This is a genomic window from Xanthomonas sp. AC360, assembly GCF_979258225.1.
Genome location: NZ_OZ409846.1, coordinates 4,270,199 through 4,289,831, shown reverse-complemented (window position 1 = coordinate 4,289,831; position 19,633 = coordinate 4,270,199). Strand labels below are relative to the sequence as shown.

Here is a 19,633-nt window from a genome sequence, read left to right as displayed (position 1 = left end):
GGTGCCGGGTTTCAGGGCAGGTCCAGGCTGTAGCCGCAGCCGACCACGGTCTTGCCCGGATGCGATTTGACGTTGGTCACGCTGAGCACGACCGACTCGATCATCGCCTCGCCGGTCTTCGGGCTGGTGGTGTCTTCGCTGACCAGCTCGCGGCCGTACATGACCTTTTCGGCGTTATCCACGCCCAGTTCCAGGTCCAGCTGCTTGGCCAGCGGGCGCGGGTCGGGCAGGTCCAGGATCGCCATGACGCTGGCGCCGGAAAACGCGATATGCGTAGTGCTGTGGCCGAACACAGTGATTGGCGTGTTGAGCGTGTATTCGGTCATGAACAGGTTGGATTGCTCCAGCGGCGTCCAGCCCAGCGCGACCGCCTTGAGCGGGTCGGCCAGTACCGGCGTCAGGGCGTTGAAGTCGCCAATGCGCTGCCGGCATTCGATCAACGCCGGCAGGTCCGGGCGCACCGGTGCGGTCTGTGCCAGAACCGCTGACGGGCTCAGCAGCAGGCAGGTCAGGGCAAACCACGCGCGCATCAGCGCTCCCCCGCATACGGGTCGTCGATGCCCAGGTCGGCCAGGATTTCTCGCTCCAGTTGCTCCATGGCGTCGGCTTCCTTGTCGTCTTCGTGGTCCCAGCCCAGCAGATGCAAGGTGCCATGCACGGTGAGATGCGCGTAATGCGACGCCAGCGATTTGCCCTGTTCGGCCGCCTCGCGTGCCACCACCGGCGCGCAGATCACCAGATCGCCGAGCAGCGGCATCTTGATGCCCTTAGGCAGGCCTTCTGGCAGCTCGGCCGGAAAGCTCAGCACGTTGGTGGCGTAGTCCTTGCCGCGGTAATGATGGTTGAGCGAGCAGCCTTCCTTCTCGTCGACCACGCGCACCGCCAGGTCGGCCTCGCGGATGCGGCCCTTCAGCGCAGCGGCCACCCATTTGCGAAAACTTACCGCCGACGGCAGGCCGGCGCGCGGGAGCGCGTAACTGACGGCAACGTCGAGGCGGACGGGTCCTTTGGTCATGGGAACACCAGCAAGTCAGATCAGACAGAGGTGACAGTATCGCGCGAGTGCTGCCTCACTGCGACTTCCAGTCACCGGCGCTGTAGGCGATTTCGATCACCTCGGCTGCTTTTACCAAATCTTCGATGCCAGCCTGCTTGGTCGACGTGTAGCAATTGAAGCCTAGATGCGCCTTGAGCTGGCGCGTCATGTCCACGGCGCCTTGCTCGGGCTTGGCCTTGGCGTCGAGGTGGATGGTCAGGTCCGCGCATCCGCCGATGTTGGTCACCTTCACTGCCGGTACGAGCGCACGTGCGGCCTGGTCGGCGAGCGCATCAAAGTCGGGTTGCGCGATGGCTCGCTGCGCTGCCGATACCCGTACCTTGACGTAGTAGAGCTGCTTGTAGAACAGATAGCCTGTGGAAAGCAGCGGCATGCCGGACGACGACAAGTCCATGCTGAGTCTCAACTTTTCTCCAACGATTCGCTCGGCATCGGCAATGGCCGCAATCACCTGGGCATCTACCGCGTTAGCCGGGGTGTGAGTCGGGGCATCGTCGCTTGTCAAGATGAACCTGGTCTGGTCCAGCTCGTCCAGCCGTGAATAGGTGCCTTGCGTACGCGCTGCGGCAAGATCCTGGCGGAAGGCGGTCATGGCGTGCTTGATGGCTTCGGCTTGATCACGTTGCCCGGCCGGATACACGAAGACATCGATGTTCAATTCCGAATGGTCGGCCATCGTGTAATGAAACCCGGCGCCCGAAACCCTGGCGGCCGGGTTGTAGGAACTGCGGGCGAGCCTGAATGGGCCAATATTCCTCGGTGCGGCCAGATAACTGGTTTCGATGTAAGCGCGGGAGGATGCACCGGCATTCTCCGCTGCGGCTGGCAACGCAACCGGCGCAAGACCCAAGAGGCAGACAGAGAACAAGACGCGATAGCCGACCATGCGCACTTCCTGTGCAGAGCGTTGTCCCAAGTGTAACGCTGTAGCGCTGCGGATTGGCGCGGGCAGATCCGCGCTACGGCGGCATCATGACCACGCCGAGAATTTCCGCAGTTTCTGGTTTGTCCTAAATTTGCACCAAGCCCCGCTTAGCAGGGCGCCATCGTTACACCGTCATGCCGCAGGTTCGGCAGGCTTTTCGACTAGGTCGCGCTTTTCATAAGCCTTGACAATACGCGCCACCAACGGATGCCGCACCACGTCGCGTGCTTCGAAGAACGTGAAGCTGGCGACTTCCACATCGTGCAGCACCTCGATCGCATCGCGCAGGCCGGATTTGACGTGCTTGGGCAGGTCGATCTGGGTCAGGTCGCCGGTGACCACGGCGGTGGAGCCAAAGCCCAGGCGGGTCAGGAACATCTTCATCTGTTCGATGGTGGTGTTCTGCGCCTCGTCCAGGATCACGTAGGCATCGTTGAGCGTGCGGCCGCGCATATAGGCCAGCGGGGCGATTTCGATGACGTTCTTTTCCAGCAGCTTGACCACCTTTTCCACACCCAGCATCTCGTACAGCGCGTCGTACAGCGGTCGCAGGTACGGGTCCACTTTCTGGCTGAGGTCGCCTGGCAGGAAGCCGAGCTTTTCGCCGGCCTCCACCGCTGGGCGCACCAGGATCAGCCGCTGCACGCGCGATTCGTTCAAGGCTTCCACCGCGCTGGCCACTGCCAGGAAGGTCTTGCCGGTGCCGGCCGGGCCGATGCCGAAATTGATGTCGTGCGTGGCGATCGCATGCAGGTACTTGGCCTGGTTGGCGCCGCGGCCGCGCACGGTACCGCGCTTGACCTTGATCGCTACGTCCTGCGCTTGATAAGCACGGTCTGCCACATGCTCGACATTGGCATCGGTCAAGCGCAAGTGGATCGCATGGTTATCGAAGGTGGTCGAGGCGGCTTCGTCATACAGCGCAGTCAACAATGTCTGCGCGGCGGTGACTGCCGGCTCCGGGCCGGTGATACGGAAAATGTTGCCGCGGTTGGCGATCTCGACGCCAAGTTTGAGTTCGATCTGGCGCAGGTGCGCGTCGAACGGGCCGGCCAGATTGGCCAGGCGCTCGGTGTCGTCGGGTTCCAGGGTGAAATCGCGGTAGGCAGGTGAGTTCATGGTGGGGTCGGACAGCGCGCGTGCGGCGTCGGTAGGGCGGCAGATGAGGGTAGCGCGCAGCATGTGATCCCACCAACAAACCCGGTGGCGTCAGCGATAGCCGCTGCGCGTGCAGGCAGTTTTCCACAAGCGCTGTGGAGTCACGCATCACTAACCTGTGGATAGATTGCGTCAGCCTTACTGGCACAAGGTCTGGGAGCTGTGTGGTGAAAAAATCACCAGTGCATGCGAGGTTGTCCACACGCGGTGTGGATCGAATTCGGCAAAGCCTGTGGGTAAGTGTCACCACGCCTTGTGCTGCAAGGTGTTGCAGCAGTGTGGTGAATTTTTGACCACTGCAGCGGATGCGGTGGAATGCTGCGTGCAGCGATGTGGCCGCTCTGCGACACATCGCCGGATGCACGAGCAGGTGGCGACATCGCCTCCGGCAACGCGGCTATGCATCTCGCGCATCGCCCACGAGAACGCTAAGCAGCGAGTCCACTGCATAGAGGCGAAGCAGGAGTCACGCGCGCCAGCACGTGCGCCGCCTAATCCAGCACACGCGCCAGCAGGCAATGCGGCTGGCAGCTTGCATCGATCTTTCAGTGGTGGTGTGCCGACACGGCATCACGCGTGCAGCGCACACGCGATGTGTGTTCGCTGCAAAGACTGTCTCGACGCAGCGCCGCACAACTGCGGCGCGTATGTCAGCTGGTGCTGTCGTCCAGTTGGATGCGACCACGTAGCGAATTGCTCATCGCCTCGGTGATCAACACATCCACAAACTGCCCGATCAGACGCGGATTTCCCGGGAAATTCACCGGTCGCATGTTCTCGCTCTTGCCGGTCAGCTCGTTCGGATCGCGGCGCGATGGGCCTTCCACCAGCACCCGCTGCACGCTGCCGACCATGGACTGCGAGATGGTCGCCGCATGCGCGCTGATGTGTGCCTGCAAGCGCGCCAAACGCGCCTGCTTGACCGCATCGGGCGTGTCGTCTTCCAGGTCCGCAGCCGGCGTGCCGGGGCGACGCGAATACACGAACGAAAAGCTCTGATCGAAGCCGACGTCCTCGATCAACTTCATGGTCTTTTCAAAATCCGCTTCGGTCTCGCCGGGAAAGCCGACGATGAAGTCCGAGCTGATCGAAATGTCCGGGCGCACCGCGCGCAGCTTGCGGATCTTGGATTTGAATTCCAGCGCGGTGTAACCGCGCTTCATCGCCGACAGAATGCGGTCGCTGCCTGCCTGCACCGGCAGATGCAGATAGTTGGCCAGCTGCGGCACGTCGCGATACGCATCCACCAGCGAGTCGGAAAATTCCAGCGGATGCGAGGTGGTGAAGCGGATGCGGCCAATGCCCTCGATCTGCGCGATGGTGCGGATCAACAGGCCCAGATCGGCGTACTGCGCCGCCTCGCCGGCATCGGCGCCATACGCACCGCGATACGCGTTGACGTTCTGGCCGAGCAGGTTGATCTCGCGCACGCCTTGCGCCGCCAGTTGCGCCACTTCCACCAGCACGTCCTCGAACGGGCGGCTGACTTCTTCGCCGCGCGTGTAAGGCACCACGCAGAACGAGCAGTACTTGGAGCAGCCTTCCATGATCGATACGAACGCCGATGGACCATCGGCGCGCGGTTCGGGCAGGCGATCGAACTTCTCGATTTCCGGGAAGCTGATGTCCACTTGCGACTTGCCGGACTGGCGCCGTGCACGGATCAGTTCCGGCAGGCGATGCAAGGTCTGCGGCCCGAACACCAGATCCACGTACGGCGCGCGCTTGACGATGGCTTCGCCTTCCTGCGAGGCCACGCAACCGCCCACGCCGATAATCACCGGCGTGCCGCCGGCCTTGGCACGGTTTTCCTTGAGCAAGCGCCAGCGGCCCAATTGGCTGAACACCTTTTCCTGCGCCTTCTCGCGAATGGAGCAGGTGTTGACCAGCACCACGTCGGCGTCTTCAGGGTTGTCGGTCAGCTCCAGCCCTTCGGACGCGGCAAGCACGTCGGCCATCTTGGCCGAGTCGTACTCGTTCATCTGGCAACCGTGAGTCTTGATGTACAGCTTGCCACGCACCACGGCGGGTGCCGCAGGGCGGGCGACCGGCAACGGCAGCAGGGCAGGGGCGTCCACGGCGGGTGCCGCGGACAGATCGGAAACGGATGTCCCGGGCATGGCGCTTATTCCAGGCGGGTGAGATAGCCGGACAGTTTACCCGCTCACGGCAGCGCTTGCGCTCCTAGCTTGCTGCCTGCGCGTCGACGCCGGTTGCGCGCGCGACTGCCGGGCGCTCGGCCATCCGTGCGATGTAGGCGCGGGTCGGGGCCGGCGGGTCGATCATGCCGAATTGCACCATCCAGGCCAATGCGCCGCCCCACAGCACGTCGGCTGCGCTGCAGCGCGTGCCCAGCAGGTAGTCGCCTTGCGCCAGCTGTGCGTAGACCACGTTCAGTACGGTGTCGGAGTCGGCATAGGGCGAGAGCGAGCGCGGTGGGGGCGAGCGCTTGAGCGCAAGGTCGACGATTGCCGGTTCGAATGCCGCGCCATAGAACGCCAACCAGCGCAGGTAGGCGCCGCGTTCGGCGTCGCTCGGCGCAGGCGACAGGCCGGCTTCCGGGTAGAGCTCGGCCAGGTATTGATAGATGGCGCCTTGTTCGGTGACCACGCTGTCGCCGTGCACGATCGTCGGGATCTTGCCCATTGGGTTGATCGCGAGGAACTCCGGCGCAAGCTGCTGCTCCTTTTCCAGATCGATGATCTGCAGGGTGTAGCTGGCGCCCAGCTCTTCCAGCAGCACCAGGACACCGCGTGAGCGTGAGCGGGGATTGTGGAACAGGGTGATGTGGCGGTCGGCGGACATGGTGGGTTCCTTGAGAGCAGCTGGTGGTGAGGTGGGTTAGAGGTCATTGCTGATATGACGATCCTAAGGGGGCCTTGCGGACAGTTTCTGTCCGCAATACCGTCTCGCCATGGCTTCGACCGCTGCCCGTCTGTTGCGACTGCTTTCCTTGCTGCAAGGTGGCCGCAGCTGGCCGGGCGCTGCACTGGCCGAGCGCCTGGAGGTGCACCCGCGCAGCCTGCGGCGCGATATCGAGCGACTGCGCGAGCTTGGCTATCCGGTGCATGCGGCGCCGGGATCCGGTGGCGGTTACCGGCTGGGGCAGGGTGCGGCGGCCTTGCCGCTGCTGTTCGAAGAAGAAGAGGCCCTGACCGTGGCGATCGCCCTACGCGCGGCCGCCCCGGCCATCGCCGGCATGGATGCGGCGGCGGCTCGCGTGCTGGCGAAGCTGGACCCGCTGCTGCCACGGCGGAGCGGTCAACGTGCCAGCGCCGCACACGCCGCCATGGCGAGCATGCCGATTGCCGAGGCGGGCACCCTGGTAGATGCGGCCTTGCTGGCGCAGCTTGCCAGCGCCTGCCGCGACCGCAACACGCTGCGGTTGGACTATCGACGTCACTCCGGCGTGGCCATCACCCGCTGCGTCGAGCCAGCGCTGTTGGTCAACTACGGTCGGCGCTGGTACCTGCTGGCCTGGGATTGCGAACGCCAGGATTGGCGCACGCTGCGCGCAGATCGCATCGATCTGGCGGTCTTTACCGGGGCCCGGTTCGGCGCACGTGCGCTGCCGGATGAGCCGCTGCAGTTGCTGCGCAACGCCATCGGCGAAGCGCCGTTCCCCTGTCGGGTGAGGGTGCGCCTGCCCGGGACGCTGGAGGCGTTGGCCGCGCAGGTTCCACCCTGGCTGGGCGCGCTGGAGGCAGACGGGGCAGGCCATTGCTGGCTTGGGCTGGGCGCGCCGAGCATGCCGGCGCTTGCCGCCAATCTGCTGTTGCTGGAGCTGCCGTTCGAGGCGATTGCGCCGGACGCCCTGCGGCAACCGCTGGTCGATGCGCTGGATGCATTGCGGACACGACTGCACCGGCCGTCGGCCTGAGTATTGCCGCCTCTTGGCAAGCCCGGGGCAAGCTGGGACACTCCGCCGCATGAAGGGGATGTCAAGATTGCTGGGGCTGTTGCTTGTCACGTTGTCGGCTGCGCCGGTCAGCGCCGGCACGCTATACAAGTGCGTCAGCGGCGACGGCATCACCAGCTACCTGAGCAAGCGCCAGAGCGGCGCCACCTGTAGCGTCATCAGCAGCTATACCCCCGACCGCTCGGCCCGCCGTCCGCCATCTTCGCCTTCGCCTGTATACCCGGCGTCGGCAGGGTCCAGCGGTCTGGCCCGTCCCATCGCCAGTATCGACAGTGGCGCGCCCGCTACGATCATCAGCCCGCCACCACGGCGCGCGGCTGTGGCAGAGCGTGCGACATCGATCATGCCCGCCGCCGCGCCGGCTGCCGCGGTCAACCCGCGCCGCGTGGTCAGCGGGCAGGTCTATTCGTATATGAAGGACGGCGTGCGCCATTACACCAGCGCACGTCCGCGCCAGGTGGCCAGCATCGAAGGGCTGCGCACCATCCACTACAGCTTCATCGAGACCTGTTACGCCTGCGGCGCCAAGCCGGGCGTCAACTTCGGCGCAATCCGGCTCAACACTGCGGCCTACCAGCAGGAGATTGCGTCGGCGGCGCGCGAGTTCGGGGTCGAAGAAGCGATCGTGCGCGCCATCATCCATGCCGAGTCGGCCTATAACCCATTGGCGCTCAGTCGCGCCGGTGCACAGGGACTGATGCAATTGATGCCGGGTACCGCACGCCGCTTCGGCGTCAACGATGCCTATGACGCATCGCAAAACATTCGCGGTGGCGTGCAATACCTTTCGTGGTTGCTGAAGCGCTTCAATGGCGACCTCACCCTGGCAGCCGCGGGTTACAACGCCGGCGAGGGTGCCGTGGATCGCTATGGTGGCGTGCCGCCCTACAGCGAGACCCAGCGCTACGTGCAACGCGTCGGCCTGCTGGCCGGCCGCTATCGTGGTCAGAGCGCAACTGCCAACTGAGCAATGCGCTGCGCCCCGGCACTTGCAGATGCAGGCAGCGCTGAGGTGGTGACTCCATGAGGCCTTGCCGTTCGCATGGTCGCCAGTGCTGCACACGCGCAGCGATGCCTCCGCTGCCTCATTGCGCCCTCGCACCGATGCGCCGTCTGCGCGTACTGCGTCACAACCATCGCATGGGTTATCGCGGTTCGCAGGCACCACGACAGGCGACCGCGCACATCGGCCATTGCATCGCACATGCCCGACTGCGTACATTGCATTGTCTGTGCATTAAGCGTTCCGCTACACTGCGGTCGATTCATCGCGGCTGGACCCCCCGCCAGCCGTTGGCAGCCTCACGCTACCTAATTAAGATCGGAGAGCCGGATGGCCAACGATGGGGTTAACGCACCTGCTGATATCGGGCGTCGTCGGTTTTTGACCGCGACGACGGCCGTGGTCGGTGCGGTCGGAGCAGGATTTGTTGCAGTTCCATTCGTGAAGTCGTGGAATCCCAGTGCACGTGCCAAATTGGCAGGTGCACCTGTGACCGCCGACATCAGCGCCTTGCAGGAAGGGCAACGGCTGGTCCTGGAATGGCGCGGTCAGCCGATCTGGATCGTCAAGCGCTCCAAGGCGATGCTCGATGCATTGCCGTCGTTGGACGACCGGCTCAAGGACCCCAAGTCCGAGAACAAGGACCAACAGCCCGAGTACGTGCTGAAGAACCCCGAGTACCGCTCGATCAAGTCCGATATCTCGGTGCTGGTCGGGTTGTGCACGCATCTGGGGTGCTCACCGGAAATGGTGGCCGAAATCCGGCCCGAGCCCTACGACCCGCAGTGGAAGGGTGGCTACTTCTGCCCCTGCCACAAATCGCGTTTCGACATGTCCGGCCGCGTTTTCGACGGCGTGCCCGCACCGATCAATCTGCTGGTGCCCCCGCATCACTATGTGGACGACAACACCCTGGTGATCGGCGTCGATCCGGATGGTGCAGGTCCGTCGACCAAAAGCACGGGGGCTGCCTGATGAGCAATATCCTGGTTCGTACCGCCAACGGTGTGTTCGAGTGGGTCAACGAACGCGCGCCCGGGTTGATGCCCACGTACCGCAAGCACATCAGCGAGTACTACGCGCCGAAGAACTTCAACCTCTGGTACTACTTCGGCTCGCTGGCCATCGTGGTGCTGGTGAATCAGATCGTCACTGGCATCTTCCTGACGATGCACTACAAGACCAGCGCAGCCGAAGCGTTCGCGTCGGTCGAATACATCATGCGCGACGTGGAGTGGGGCTGGCTGATCCGCTACATGCACAGCACCGGCGCCTCGCTGTTCTTCATCGTGGTGTATCTGCACATGTTCCGCGGGTTGATGTACGGCAGCTACCAGAAGCCGCGCGAGCTGGTGTGGATTCTGGGCATGCTGATCTACCTGGTGCTGATGGCCGAAGCCTTCATGGGCTACGTGCTGCCATGGGGCCAGATGTCGTTCTGGGGCGCCAAGGTCATCATCTCGTTGTTCGGCGCCATCCCGGTGATCGGCAACGGGCTGACGGAGTGGATCATGGGCGATTACCTGCCCGGCGATGCCACCCTCAACCGCTTCTTCGCGCTGCACGTGATCGCACTGCCGCTGGTGCTGTTGCTGCTGATCGTGCTGCACATCGGCGCGCTGCACGAAGTGGGCTCCAACAATCCCGACGGCGTGGATATCAAGAAGGGGCCGAAGGGCAATCGCTGGGATGCGCACAAGCCCGCCGATGGCATCCCGTTCCACCCGTATTACACGGTGAAAGATCTGGTTGGCGTCGGCTTTTTGCTGCTAATTGCTGCCTTCATCATCTTCTTCGCGCCAGCGTTCGGCGGCCTGTTTCTGGAGCACGACAACTTTACCGAGGCCAATCGGCTGGTAACGCCGGAGCACATCAAGCCGGTCTGGTACTACACGCCGTACTACGCGATGTTGCGCGTGATACCGAACAAGCTCGGCGGCGTGCTGGTGATGTTCTCGGCGATCGCCATCCTGTTCCTGGTGCCGTGGCTGGATCGCGCCAAGGTGCGCTCGGTGCGCTATCGCGGCTGGATATCGAAGGTGGCGCTGGGCGTGCTGGTGGTGTGCTTCGTGTGGTTGGGCGTGATCGGCTCCGGCCCCGGCACCGATGCGCACGAAACCTATGTGGGGCGTGTACTTACCTTCCTGTATTTCGCCTTCTTCATCACCATGCCGGTGTGGACGCGGCTGGACAAGACCAAGCCGGTACCGGAGCGGGTGACGACCCATGACTAAGCGCATCGTGATGTCATGGAAGTCGCGCGTGGCGGCACTGCTGTGTGGCCTGACCCTGGCCGCAGGCGCAATGGCGGCCGAAGGCGGCAAGGTGCAGCAGGCGGGCAACGATCTGGGCGACCGCGCATCGCTGCAACGCGGCGCGCAGTTGTTCATGAACTACTGCTCCGGCTGCCACTCGTTGAAGTACCTGCGCTACTCGCGCATGGCCAGCGACCTGGGATTGAGCGAAGCCGAGGTCATGGCCAATCTCAACTTCACCGGGGCCAAGGTCGGCGAGCATATCGAAGGCACCATGCCGCACGATGCGGCGACCAAGTGGTTCGGCAAGGCACCGCCGGATCTGACCTTGATCGCGCGCGTACGCGGTACCGACTGGGTCTACACCTACCTCAAGTCGTTTTATCTGGATCAGACCCGCCCGCTGGGCTGGAACAATCAATTGTTCCCCAACGCCTCCATGCCCAATCCGCTGTGGGAGCTGCAAGGCCTGCAGCAAGCGCAATTCGGCCCGCCCGACAAGGCTACCGGCGACAAACCGGTTGAGGCGCTGAAGCTTGGGCAGCCGGGACGTCAGACCCCGGTGGAGTTCGACCAGACGGTGCGCGATATCGCCAACTTCCTCGAGTACGCCGGCGAACCGGCCGCATTGAAGCGGCAGAGCATGGGTGTGTGGGTGATCCTGTTCCTGGCGCTCCTCACCTTCATCGCGTACTTGCTGAAGACGGAATACTGGAAGGATGTGCATTGAGACTTGAGGAACGTGCATTGATCGGGGCGTAATCTCCGATTAATGCCTGCACCAAGCGCATGCCTCAAGCACGTACCAAGCAAAGGCATCAAGCTGCGGACGCCAAGCGCGGACACTGACCTATATGCTCAAGCCCCTCTCCCCACGGGAGAGGGGTGAGGGCAGGCTGTCTAGTGATGCATGCACGACCGCCCCATCGTTGCTGGCACGATGATGTTGATCTCGATCACTCGCGCAGATCTGCGCGGATACAACACGCACTGCAGGCATTCCGCAATGCGTCGCTCCGCTCACGACAGCGAAAGCACACCCCGGCAATAGCAGCCGCATACACCACGCGATCTGCGCAGCCTGCGCAATGCTGCAGCGGCGTCAGCCAGTGGTCACACCAAGCCATCCAACTCAGCGGTTCTGCCAATGCAACGTTGGCCGCTGCGGCGCGATGTCCTGCGGGGCGCTGGCTTCACGAAGTGGCATCCAGGTGGGGCATCGACTGCAATGCCACGCATCGGCTGTTGTCGGCGCCTGAACCGCATCGCCGCAAAGCGATATCTCCGCCAAAACGGCGCAGATCGTCGGCCATGCCTGACAACTCGACAACGTCATCGGCTACCCGTGCATTAATAAGGCCTATCACTCTTGGCTTTTGCGTGACGTGATTGCACACTCGAAGGACCGTGGTGACGGTCGGCGTTGGGCCGACCGCGCCGATGCGGCCGGCGGATTCCGGTCGTCGGAGAGCCTTGAATGGCGACGAGTGTGCGTATGCGGAATACCTTGACTTTGTTTTCGTCCAACGACGACGTGTTGTGCCACCGGGTCCGTCTGGTCCTGGCAGCGAAAGGGGTGACCTACGACCTGGTGCCGGTCGACCCGCAAAATCCCCCCGAAGATCTGATCGATCTCAATCCCTATCATTCGGTGCCGACGCTGGTCGAACGCGACCTGGTGCTGTATGCCGCATCGGTGGTCAGCGAATATCTGGACGAGCGCTATCCGCATCCGCCGCTGATGCCGGTCGACCCGCTATCGCGCGCGCGCCTGCGTCTTGCGATGTTGCGTATCGAACACGACTGGGTGCCGCAGGTGCAGGCGATCCAGCTCGGCAACAAGACCCAGGCCGAAGCCGGCCGCAAGCGGCTGAAAGAACTGCTCACCGCATCGGTGCCGCTGTTCAAGGCCAGCAAGTTCTTCCTCAATCCGGAAATGAGTCTGGCCGATTGCGCGATGGCGCCGATCATCTGGCGACTGGATGCATTGGAGATCGGTCTGCCCAAGGATGGCAAGGCGATCGAGGACTACGGCAACCGGATCTTCCGCAATCCCGGTTTCATTCGCAGCCTCACCGATCAGGAAAAAAAGCTGCGTGATCTGCCGGGCTGATGTGACGGCTGTATGCCAACAGACCGACTTGCGAGCGCGTCGCCGCCGTTGCGGGCCATGTCCGGGTAAAATGACGTCATGAGCGAAGATTTCCCCCGCATGACCAGCCATCGCCCGTACCTGTTGCGGGCCTTGGTCGAATGGATCAACGACAACGGCATGACGCCGCACGTTTTGGTGGATGCAGGACTGCCCGGCGTGCAAGTGCCGGCCAGTGCTGTCAAAGATGGCCGCGTTGTGTTGAACATCGCCGAGCGCGCCGTGGTCGGGCTGCAGGTCGACAACGAGAGCGTGAGTTTTACTGCGCGCTTCGGCGGTGTCAGCTACCCGGTGATGGTGCCGATGGCCGCCGTACTGGCGGTTTACGCGCGCGAAACCGGGCAGGGCATGGCGTTGCCGGACGACATTCCCGGCACCAGCAGCGAGCCGCCGGATCCCGGTGCACCGCCGCCGAGCGCGCCTGCGCCGGATGAGCCGCCAAGCGGTGGCAAGCGCCCGCATCTGCGCGTGGTCAAGTAAGCGCGCGCAAGATGGCTGACCGCAGCGTTCCCATGCTGGTGGAACGCGCGCGTCATGTCGATTGCAGTGAGCTGGATGCGTCCGGCGCGGTCGATTACCACTACGAGTACGACCTCTATCGCTTCACACAAGGCGCGCGCTGTCTTGTGGCACGCAGCTATGTCGATACGCCCGATGAAGCGCACTTTCTCAGCATCGAGGTGGATGGCAAGTCGCGGCTGTTGAAGCGGGCGGACATACAGCATCCGCTCTGCCTGTTCGCACAGGCACAGTTGCGTCGCGAGGGTAAGCAGCAGCTGCGCTGGTTGAGCGGCAGGGGCGACGGTTACGAGCCGGTGCCGGATGGCGCGGCAGCTCCGATGGCCGGATCTGGCTGGAGGTCTGCCATTCGTCGCTTGATCGACTGAGCCAAGGACAACGCACGACGACAGTCGCGACGAATAGCGCCTAACAACGTGCTGCGCTCATCGCCAAGCGGGCGCGGCCGGCGCTCGGTACGGCAGGGACCAACCGTCCACTCCGGTTCTGAGCGCGCCGCCCGCACCCACCTGACGACTGCTCGCGACGTTGCGTTAGCCGCTATACGCTGGCATCAGCCATCAGATAGCTGCAAGACGAAGGCGCCAGGGCAGGTGCCAACGCAGCCTGCTCATTCCAGCCGTTCTTGCTCCGGGTGCAGCGCACGCACCGTTGCAACCTGCGGCCCGGTGAAGGCAATCAATTGATCGCCACGCAGCACCAGCTTGCCGCTGTGGCGATCTGCGCCATCGTAGGAATACTCGAAGCGGAATGTGCGCTCGAAGCCCAGCCATCCATTGGGCATCCTGCAGATGCGCAGATTGGTGGAGTGCACGCTCTGGTCCAGCCACTGCACATCCGCCGCACGGCAGGCATTGCGGCCGAGGATATCGGCGCGTTCGGCCGCGGCCCGCGACGAGTTCCAGAACGCGAACAGCGCGGCGCCGGCAATCATGAAGAGGATGAGGCTGGGCATGCCGCCAATGTGCCACGGCTTACGGCCGATCGACAATCGTCCGCTCGGCCCGCAGCGTTGCGTCAGCGACGCCATCATCGCCAAGCAACCGGCGGTGCTCCCAATCCCGCACCCCGCAGTCCGGCCCCAGCCATGCCGCAGCAGGAGCTGCTATCAGAACATAGCGATCAACTGCGAAGCGGACACGGACGGTACACGGGCACCAGAGTGCAAGCGCGATACACAAGAGTCCGAGCACCGGCCGCGCCCGTCGGATGCTCGCGCTTTAGCCTTGCTTGCTCGTACCAAGAGCGGCCAGCACAACGTAGCGAGCCACCGCGAAGCGGACGCGGACGGTATACGGGCACCAGAGTGCAAGCGCGATACACAAGAGTCCGGGCACCGGCCGCGCCCGTCGGATGCTCGCGCTTTAGCCTTGCTTGCTCGTACCAAGAGCGGCCAGCACAACGTAGCGATCAACTGCGAAGCGGACGCGGACGGTACACGGGCACCAGCCTGCAAGCGTGGTACACAGGATTTCGGGCGCCGAGTGTGCCCGCCTGGCGGCTGCACCCGTTTGATGGTCGCGGCGTAGTCTTGTCTAGTTGCTCTAAATCGTTCACTGCCAACGCCGCATCCGGCTTGTGTGGGCTGCTGCCGACCCCCATCCATTGCACTCTCGTCGAGTTGAATCCGATTGCCGGGCGCCCGTTGGCGTCGTGGTGTCGGGCATCGCCCATGCATCCTGTTCTGCAGCACTTCCATCCTGTGGTCGCCGCGTGGTTCGCGAAGACCTTTGCGGCGCCCACGCCGGCGCAGATCGCTGCGTGGCCGGCGATCCAGGCAGGGCGGCATACGCTGGTGGCGGCGCCGACCGGGTCGGGCAAGACGCTCACCGCGTTCTTTGCGGCGATCGATGCGCTGATTCGCGACGGCCTGGACAACGGCGGTGCGCTGCCTGACCAAACGCGGGTGGTGTATGTGTCGCCCCTGAAGGCGCTCTCCAACGACATCCATCTCAATCTGGACGCGCCGTTGCAAGGCATCCGCGCGGCCCTGGCCGCCGAAGGCCTGCCGGACGTGGCAGTGCGCACGGCGGTCCGCACTGGCGACACGCCACAACGCGAGCGGGCTCAGGCGCGACGCGTGCCGCCGCACATCCTGGTGACCACGCCAGAGTCACTGTACGTGCTGCTGGGCTCGGCATCCGGGCGCAGTGCCTTACGGCATGTGCGCACGGTGATCGTCGATGAAATCCATGCGGTGGCGGCGGACAAACGTGGCAGCCATCTGAGTCTGACGTTGGAGCGGCTGCAGCGACTGGCCGAGCGGCCGATCACGCGGGTCGGGTTGTCGGCAACGCAGAAACCCATCGACACCGTGGCGCAGTTTCTGGTCGGCGTAGGCGAAGACGGCGTGCCACAGCCCTGCGAGATCGTCGATATCGGCTACACGCGGGAGCGCGATCTGGCGTTGGCGCTGCCGCCCACACCGTTGAGCGTGGTGATGTCCAACGACCAATGGCTGCAGGTCTATGCCGACGTGGCCATGCTTGCGCAGCAACATCGCACCACGCTGGTGTTCGTCAACACGCGGCGCATGGCCGAGCGTGCGGCGCGGCATCTGGGCGATCTGTTGGGCAAGCAACGCGTTGCCGCGCATCACGGCAGTCTGTCGCGCGAGACGCGTCTGCTGGCCGAACAGCGGCTCAAGGCGGGCGAACTCACCGTGCTGGTGGCCACCGCCTCGCTGGAGCTGGGCCTGGATATCGGTGATGTGGATCTGGTGTGCCAGCTCGGCTCGCCGCGCTCGATCGCCACCTTCCTGCAGCGTGCCGGCCGCTCCGGTCACAAGGTCGGCGGCACGCCGAAGGCGAGGCTGTTTCCACAGACCCGCGACGAGTTGGTCGAATGCGCGGCGTTGCTGGACAGCATCCGGCGCGGCGAATTGGATGTGCTGCGTATCCCATTGGCGCCGGTGGATGTGCTTGCGCAGCAGATCGTGGCCGAAGCAGCCTGCGAGGACTGGGACGAAGATGCGCTGTTTGCGCTGATGCGGCGCGCGTGGCCGTTCGCCCAGTTGAGCCGTGCCACCTTCGATAGCGTGGTGCGCATGCTGTGCGAGGGCTTCAGTACCCGGCTTGGCCCGCGTGCCGGGTATCTGCATCGCGATGCGGTGCATCGGCGGCTGCATGCGCGCCGCGGTGCGCGCATGACCGCGCTGACTTCCGGCGGCACCATTCCCGAAACCGGCGATTACAGCGTGGTGCTGGAGCCGCAGGCCGAAAAGATCGGCACGGTGAACGAAGATTTTGCGATCGAAAGCCTCACTGGCGACGTGTTCCAGCTCGGCAATGCCAGCTACCGCATCCTGCGCGTGGATGCCGGGCGCGTGCGGGTGGAAGATGCCAAGGGCGCGCCGCCGAATATCCCGTTCTGGCTGGGCGAAGCGCCTGGCCGCAGCGACGAGCTGTCAGCAGCGGTGTCGCGCCTGCGCGGCGAGATTGCGGCCCGACTCGACAACGCACCGCATCAGGCAGCACGTGATTGGCTATGCAGCACGCTGGGCTGCTCTGCAGAAGCGGCCCAGCAACTGGTGGACTATCTGGCGCATGCCTGCGCAACGCTGGGCGCCATGCCCACGCAGCAGTGTGTGGTGATGGAACGGTTTTTCGATGCCAGCGGCGGCACGCAATTGGTGATCCACTCGCCTTACGGCAGCCGCATCAATCGCGCATGGGGGCTGGCATTGCGCAAGCGCTTCTGCCGCACCTTCAATTTTGAATTGCAGGCCGCAGCGACAGAAGATGCGATCGTGTTGTCGCTGTCTACCAGTCACAGTTTTGCGCTGGAAGAGGTTGGCCGTTATCTGCATTCGTCGTCGGCCGAGCATGTGCTGATCCAGGCGCTGCTGGATACGCCGCTGTTCGGCGTGCGTTGGCGCTGGAATGCGACCAACGCAATGGCGCTGCCGCGTTTCACCGGTGGCAACAAGGTGGCGCCGCAGTTGCAGCGGATGAAATCCGAAGATCTATTGGCGGCCGTGTTCCCGGATCAGGTGGCCTGTGCGGAGAATCTGGTTGGCGAGCGCGAGGTGCCGGATCATCCGCTGGTGACGCAAACGCTGGACGATTGCCTGCATCAGGCGATGGACAGCGAAGGCTGGTTGCAGGTGCTGCGCGGGCTGGAATCGGGTGCCATCACGCTGGTGGCGCGTGATCTGGCGGCGCCTTCACCGCTGGCGGCCGAAGCCTTGAATGCACGTCCGTACGCATTTCTGGACGATGCGCCGCTGGAAGAACGCCGCACCCAGGCGGTGCAAAGCCGCCGTTACACCCCGCAGAACAGCGACGACCTGGGACGCTTGGACCCACAGGCCATCGCGTCGGTGCGTGAGGAAGCCTGGCCGCAGCCCCGCGATGCCGAAGAGATGCACGAGGCCCTGGTCGGGCTGGGCGTGCTGCCGGTCGATGAAACAGCCGGTGCGCAGTGGCAGCCGTGGTTGACGGCACTCGCTCCCGATGGTCGCGCCAGTTGCCTGGTGATGGACGGCGCGCCTGCGTTGTGGATCAGCGCCGAGCGGATCGATTGGTTCATGCCGTTGTATCCGCACGCCTCGGCGCAGCCGCCATTGAAAGCGCCGGCCGACTGCGGTGTGACCGACTGGGAGCGCGACTGGGCGGTGCGCGAATTGTTGCGGGGGCGCTTGTCGGCAGTGGGCCCGGCACAGGTGCCGGCCTTGGCCAGTGCATTGCGCTTGCCCGAAGACGAGATCGCGCTGGCATTGCTGGCATTGCAGCGCGAGGGCTATGTCATGGCCGGCCAGTTCAGTGCGCACGCGCCGTCGGAAGAATGGTGCGAACGCCATCTGCTGGCGCGCATCCATCGCTACACGCTGGGGCGCTTGCGGCGCGAGATCGAGCCAGTGTCGCAGCGCGATTACGCGCGCTTTCTGTTCGAGTGGCAGCATGTGGACAGCGAGAGCCGGGTTGCCGGACCGGACGCATTGGCGGGGGTTGTCGGGCAACTGGAAGGCTTCGAAGCGCCGGCCGTGCTGTGGGAAAGCGAAGTGCTGCCGGCGCGTGTGCGCGACTATCAACCCGCGTGGCTGGATGATTTATGCACCGCCGGACGCACCGTGTGGGCGCGCTTGCGGCCGGGCGGTGGACGCAGCGGCGCCGCGTTGCGGGCGACTCCAATCGTGCTGCTGCCGCGCCGCGACGCGCAGCGCTGGAGTGGCCTGGCACGTGCGGTCGACGATGCGCCGCTGGGGTCGCGCGCGCAGCGTGTGGTGGAGGTCCTGCAGCAGCAGGGTGCGTTGTTCTTCGACGAGATTTCCGATGCCGCGCACCTGATGAGCACCGAGCTGGAAGACGCCCTGAGTGAACTGGTGATGCGTGGCCGTGCCCATTGCGACAGTTATGCCGGGCTGCGCGCGCTGCTGGTGCCGGCCTCCAAGCGGCCGTCGGCGCTCTCGCGGCAGCGGCGTCGTGCCACTGCTCTGGGCATACGCGATGCCGGGCGATGGGCGCCGGTGCGCGCGCTTGCCGAGCTACCGCTGGCCGAAGCCGGCGAGCGGCATCAAGAAATGCTTGAGCACGTCGCGCGCACGCTGCTGCGCCGTTACGGCGTGGTGTGCTGGCGCTTGCTTGAGCGCGAGGCGGCGTGGTTGCCGCCCTGGCGCGAACTACTGCGCATGTATCAACGCCTGGAAGCGCGCGGCGAAATCCGCGGTGGCCGTTTCATCGCCGGTCTGTCTGGCGAGCAGTTCGCCTTGCCGGATGCGATCGCGGCCCTGCGCCGCGTCCGCGCCCAGGCTCCGCAGCAGCGCTGGGTGTGCGTGAGCGCAAGCGACCCCAGCAATCTGTTGGGCAGTATCCTGCCTGGCGAGCGCGTGGCACGCGTGCCGGGCAATCGCGTCGCATCGCTCGACGGCCTGCCGATGGCGGTGTGGGCGGCCGATCGCTTCCAACCGCTGCAGGACCTCACCGCCGAACACACCGAGCAGGCTTTGCGCCTCCTGCAACGTGGGCCAGGTGCGGCCGAGCCGACGCCGATGGAGCAATGGTTGGCTCAGTCGCCCGGCAGCGCCGCACGCGTGCCGGTCACGCGTGGGAGCGGACGCGACAAATAGGCGCTTTCGGGCACCACCCAGCGCCATGGCTGATCGACGGCCTTGCGGATGCCGATGCGCGGCGTCGCGAGCGCAGCCGCCGGCGGCGCGGTGCCATCGTCTTCGATCCACAGACGTGCGCCAGCATCGGTCAGGTCCAGTCCGTTGTCGGCCGCAGTGACGCCGAACACCTGTGCCAGACGGCCGGGGCCAGTGGTCAGTGCCTTGGCCGGCGCGGCGCCGCGTGCCGCCTGCATGGCCTGCACGCCGGCGAGCGGCTGCAGCGCGCGGATCAGCACGGCGTGCCCCGGGGCACCGCCGCAGACTGCATTGATCGCCCAGTGCATGCCATAGATGAGACACATACAGATGCCCGGGTGCGCCGAACATCACCTGCGTGCGCGGGGTGATGCCACGGAACGAATGCGCGGCTGGATCGTCGCTGCCGCAATAGGCCTCGACCTCGGTGATGCGGCCGCGCCGGCCATCGGCACTGACCAGCACCTTGTTGAGCAGGCGCGGCGCAACCTTGCGCGAATCGTGTGCGTAGAACGCGCGGGGCAGTGGCGTGGGCGACATGGCATCAGCCTAGTCGCCCG

At 64.6% G+C, this 19,633-nt stretch carries 16 protein-coding genes, 1 other RNA gene and 1 pseudogene; 10 read left to right on the top strand and 8 right to left on the bottom strand.

What is annotated here, in order from left to right; genetic code table 11:
* Positions 1-11: 11 nt before the first annotated feature.
* The 6 genes from ACZZ0O_RS18390 to ACZZ0O_RS18365 all read right to left on the bottom strand — a co-directional run bounded on the left by ACZZ0O_RS18390 (position 12) and on the right by ACZZ0O_RS18365 (position 5,945).
* Positions 12-530 (bottom strand): hypothetical protein, encoded by a 519-nt coding sequence (locus ACZZ0O_RS18390; protein ID WP_463591477.1) that lies wholly within the window; start codon positions 528-530, stop codon positions 12-14.
* Positions 530-1,015: an rRNA maturation RNase YbeY gene (gene ybeY / locus ACZZ0O_RS18385; protein ID WP_055851860.1), complete on the bottom strand. Its 486-nt coding sequence runs from the start codon at positions 1,013-1,015 to the stop codon at positions 530-532. The genes ACZZ0O_RS18390 and ybeY overlap by 1 nt, the downstream gene beginning before the upstream one ends.
* A 55-nt stretch (positions 1,016-1,070) precedes the next feature.
* Positions 1,071-1,943 (bottom strand): hypothetical protein, encoded by an 873-nt coding sequence (locus ACZZ0O_RS18380; RefSeq protein ID WP_463591476.1) that lies wholly within the window; start codon positions 1,941-1,943, stop codon positions 1,071-1,073.
* Between the two features lie 171 nt (positions 1,944-2,114).
* Complete coding sequence (locus ACZZ0O_RS18375; protein WP_463592489.1) at positions 2,115-3,101, bottom strand: PhoH family protein; 987 nt, start codon at positions 3,099-3,101, stop codon at positions 2,115-2,117.
* A 689-nt stretch (positions 3,102-3,790) separates the two neighbouring features.
* The gene (gene miaB, locus ACZZ0O_RS18370; protein ID WP_463591475.1) at positions 3,791-5,260 is read right to left on the bottom strand and encodes a tRNA (N6-isopentenyl adenosine(37)-C2)-methylthiotransferase MiaB; all 1,470 of its coding nucleotides are present in this window, start codon (positions 5,258-5,260) and stop codon (positions 3,791-3,793) included.
* A 64-nt stretch (positions 5,261-5,324) separates the two neighbouring features.
* Complete coding sequence (locus ACZZ0O_RS18365; RefSeq protein ID WP_463591474.1) at positions 5,325-5,945, bottom strand: glutathione S-transferase family protein; 621 nt, start codon at positions 5,943-5,945, stop codon at positions 5,325-5,327.
* 109 nt (positions 5,946-6,054) lie between these two features.
* On the opposite strand from ACZZ0O_RS18365, the gene ACZZ0O_RS18360 reads away from it, so the two are divergent.
* The 9 genes from ACZZ0O_RS18360 to ACZZ0O_RS18320 all read left to right on the top strand — a co-directional run bounded on the left by ACZZ0O_RS18360 (position 6,055) and on the right by ACZZ0O_RS18320 (position 13,527).
* Complete coding sequence (locus ACZZ0O_RS18360) at positions 6,055-7,020, top strand: helix-turn-helix transcriptional regulator (RefSeq protein WP_463591473.1); 966 nt, start codon at positions 6,055-6,057, stop codon at positions 7,018-7,020.
* Between the two features lie 49 nt (positions 7,021-7,069).
* A complete protein-coding gene (locus ACZZ0O_RS18355; RefSeq protein WP_463591472.1) occupies positions 7,070-8,026 on the top strand; it encodes a lytic transglycosylase domain-containing protein in 957 nt (318 codons plus the stop codon).
* A gap of 366 nt (positions 8,027-8,392) precedes the next feature.
* Positions 8,393-9,037, top strand: coding sequence for a ubiquinol-cytochrome c reductase iron-sulfur subunit (petA, locus tag ACZZ0O_RS18350; RefSeq protein WP_055851876.1), 645 nt, complete (start codon positions 8,393-8,395; stop codon positions 9,035-9,037).
* Positions 9,037-10,296, top strand: a complete 1,260-nt coding sequence (locus ACZZ0O_RS18345) for a cytochrome b (protein ID WP_055851880.1) — start codon at positions 9,037-9,039, stop codon at positions 10,294-10,296. The genes petA and ACZZ0O_RS18345 overlap by 1 nt, the downstream gene beginning before the upstream one ends.
* Positions 10,289-11,047 carry a cytochrome c1 gene (locus ACZZ0O_RS18340; RefSeq protein ID WP_055851883.1) on the top strand — a complete coding sequence of 253 codons (759 nt, stop codon included), beginning with the start codon at positions 10,289-10,291 and terminating at the stop codon, positions 11,045-11,047. The genes ACZZ0O_RS18345 and ACZZ0O_RS18340 overlap by 8 nt, the downstream gene beginning before the upstream one ends.
* A 747-nt stretch (positions 11,048-11,794) precedes the next feature.
* Entirely contained in the window at positions 11,795-12,430 is a 636-nt protein-coding gene (locus tag ACZZ0O_RS18335; RefSeq protein WP_024939278.1) for a glutathione S-transferase N-terminal domain-containing protein, read from the top strand.
* A 78-nt stretch (positions 12,431-12,508) separates the two neighbouring features.
* The gene (locus ACZZ0O_RS18330) at positions 12,509-12,949 is read left to right on the top strand and encodes a ClpXP protease specificity-enhancing factor (RefSeq protein ID WP_115513199.1); all 441 of its coding nucleotides are present in this window, start codon (positions 12,509-12,511) and stop codon (positions 12,947-12,949) included.
* A 32-nt stretch (positions 12,950-12,981) separates the two neighbouring features.
* A complete protein-coding gene (locus ACZZ0O_RS18325) occupies positions 12,982-13,356 on the top strand; it encodes a hypothetical protein (protein WP_463591471.1) in 375 nt (124 codons plus the stop codon).
* A gap of 94 nt (positions 13,357-13,450) precedes the next feature.
* Positions 13,451-13,527: non-coding RNA, sX9 sRNA (locus ACZZ0O_RS18320), on the top strand.
* A gap of 71 nt (positions 13,528-13,598) precedes the next feature.
* On the opposite strand, the gene ACZZ0O_RS18315 is transcribed toward ACZZ0O_RS18320, so the two are convergent.
* The gene (locus ACZZ0O_RS18315; protein WP_055852311.1) at positions 13,599-13,979 is read right to left on the bottom strand and encodes a DUF3301 domain-containing protein; all 381 of its coding nucleotides are present in this window, start codon (positions 13,977-13,979) and stop codon (positions 13,599-13,601) included.
* Between the two features lie 681 nt (positions 13,980-14,660).
* Between ACZZ0O_RS18315 and ACZZ0O_RS18310 the strand changes: the two genes are divergently transcribed.
* The gene (locus ACZZ0O_RS18310; protein WP_463591470.1) at positions 14,661-19,055 is read left to right on the top strand and encodes a DEAD/DEAH box helicase; all 4,395 of its coding nucleotides are present in this window, start codon (positions 14,661-14,663) and stop codon (positions 19,053-19,055) included.
* Here the strand turns inward: ACZZ0O_RS18310 and ACZZ0O_RS18305 are convergent.
* A pseudogene (locus ACZZ0O_RS18305) lies at positions 18,995-19,613 on the bottom strand (DNA-3-methyladenine glycosylase). The gene ACZZ0O_RS18310 and the pseudogene ACZZ0O_RS18305 sit on opposite strands and share 61 nt — an antisense overlap.
* Positions 19,614-19,633: the final 20 nt, after the last annotated feature.

Coding starts and splice junctions, on each gene's coding strand:
- ACZZ0O_RS18390 (WP_463591477.1), bottom strand. CDS start 530: ATGCGCGCGTGGTTTGCCCTGACCTGCCTGCTGCTGAGCCCGTCAGCG.
- ybeY (WP_055851860.1), bottom strand. CDS start 1,015: ATGACCAAAGGACCCGTCCGCCTCGACGTTGCCGTCAGTTACGCGCTC.
- ACZZ0O_RS18380 (WP_463591476.1), bottom strand. CDS start 1,943: ATGGTCGGCTATCGCGTCTTGTTCTCTGTCTGCCTCTTGGGTCTTGCG.
- ACZZ0O_RS18375 (WP_463592489.1), bottom strand. CDS start 3,101: ATGAACTCACCTGCCTACCGCGATTTCACCCTGGAACCCGACGACACC.
- miaB (WP_463591475.1), bottom strand. CDS start 5,260: ATGCCCGGGACATCCGTTTCCGATCTGTCCGCGGCACCCGCCGTGGAC.
- ACZZ0O_RS18365 (WP_463591474.1), bottom strand. CDS start 5,945: ATGTCCGCCGACCGCCACATCACCCTGTTCCACAATCCCCGCTCACGC.
- ACZZ0O_RS18360 (WP_463591473.1), top strand. CDS start 6,055: ATGGCTTCGACCGCTGCCCGTCTGTTGCGACTGCTTTCCTTGCTGCAA.
- ACZZ0O_RS18355 (WP_463591472.1), top strand. CDS start 7,070: ATGAAGGGGATGTCAAGATTGCTGGGGCTGTTGCTTGTCACGTTGTCG.
- petA (WP_055851876.1), top strand. CDS start 8,393: ATGGCCAACGATGGGGTTAACGCACCTGCTGATATCGGGCGTCGTCGG.
- ACZZ0O_RS18345 (WP_055851880.1), top strand. CDS start 9,037: ATGAGCAATATCCTGGTTCGTACCGCCAACGGTGTGTTCGAGTGGGTC.
- ACZZ0O_RS18340 (WP_055851883.1), top strand. CDS start 10,289: ATGACTAAGCGCATCGTGATGTCATGGAAGTCGCGCGTGGCGGCACTG.
- ACZZ0O_RS18335 (WP_024939278.1), top strand. CDS start 11,795: ATGGCGACGAGTGTGCGTATGCGGAATACCTTGACTTTGTTTTCGTCC.
- ACZZ0O_RS18330 (WP_115513199.1), top strand. CDS start 12,509: ATGAGCGAAGATTTCCCCCGCATGACCAGCCATCGCCCGTACCTGTTG.
- ACZZ0O_RS18325 (WP_463591471.1), top strand. CDS start 12,982: ATGCTGGTGGAACGCGCGCGTCATGTCGATTGCAGTGAGCTGGATGCG.
- ACZZ0O_RS18310 (WP_463591470.1), top strand. CDS start 14,661: ATGCATCCTGTTCTGCAGCACTTCCATCCTGTGGTCGCCGCGTGGTTC.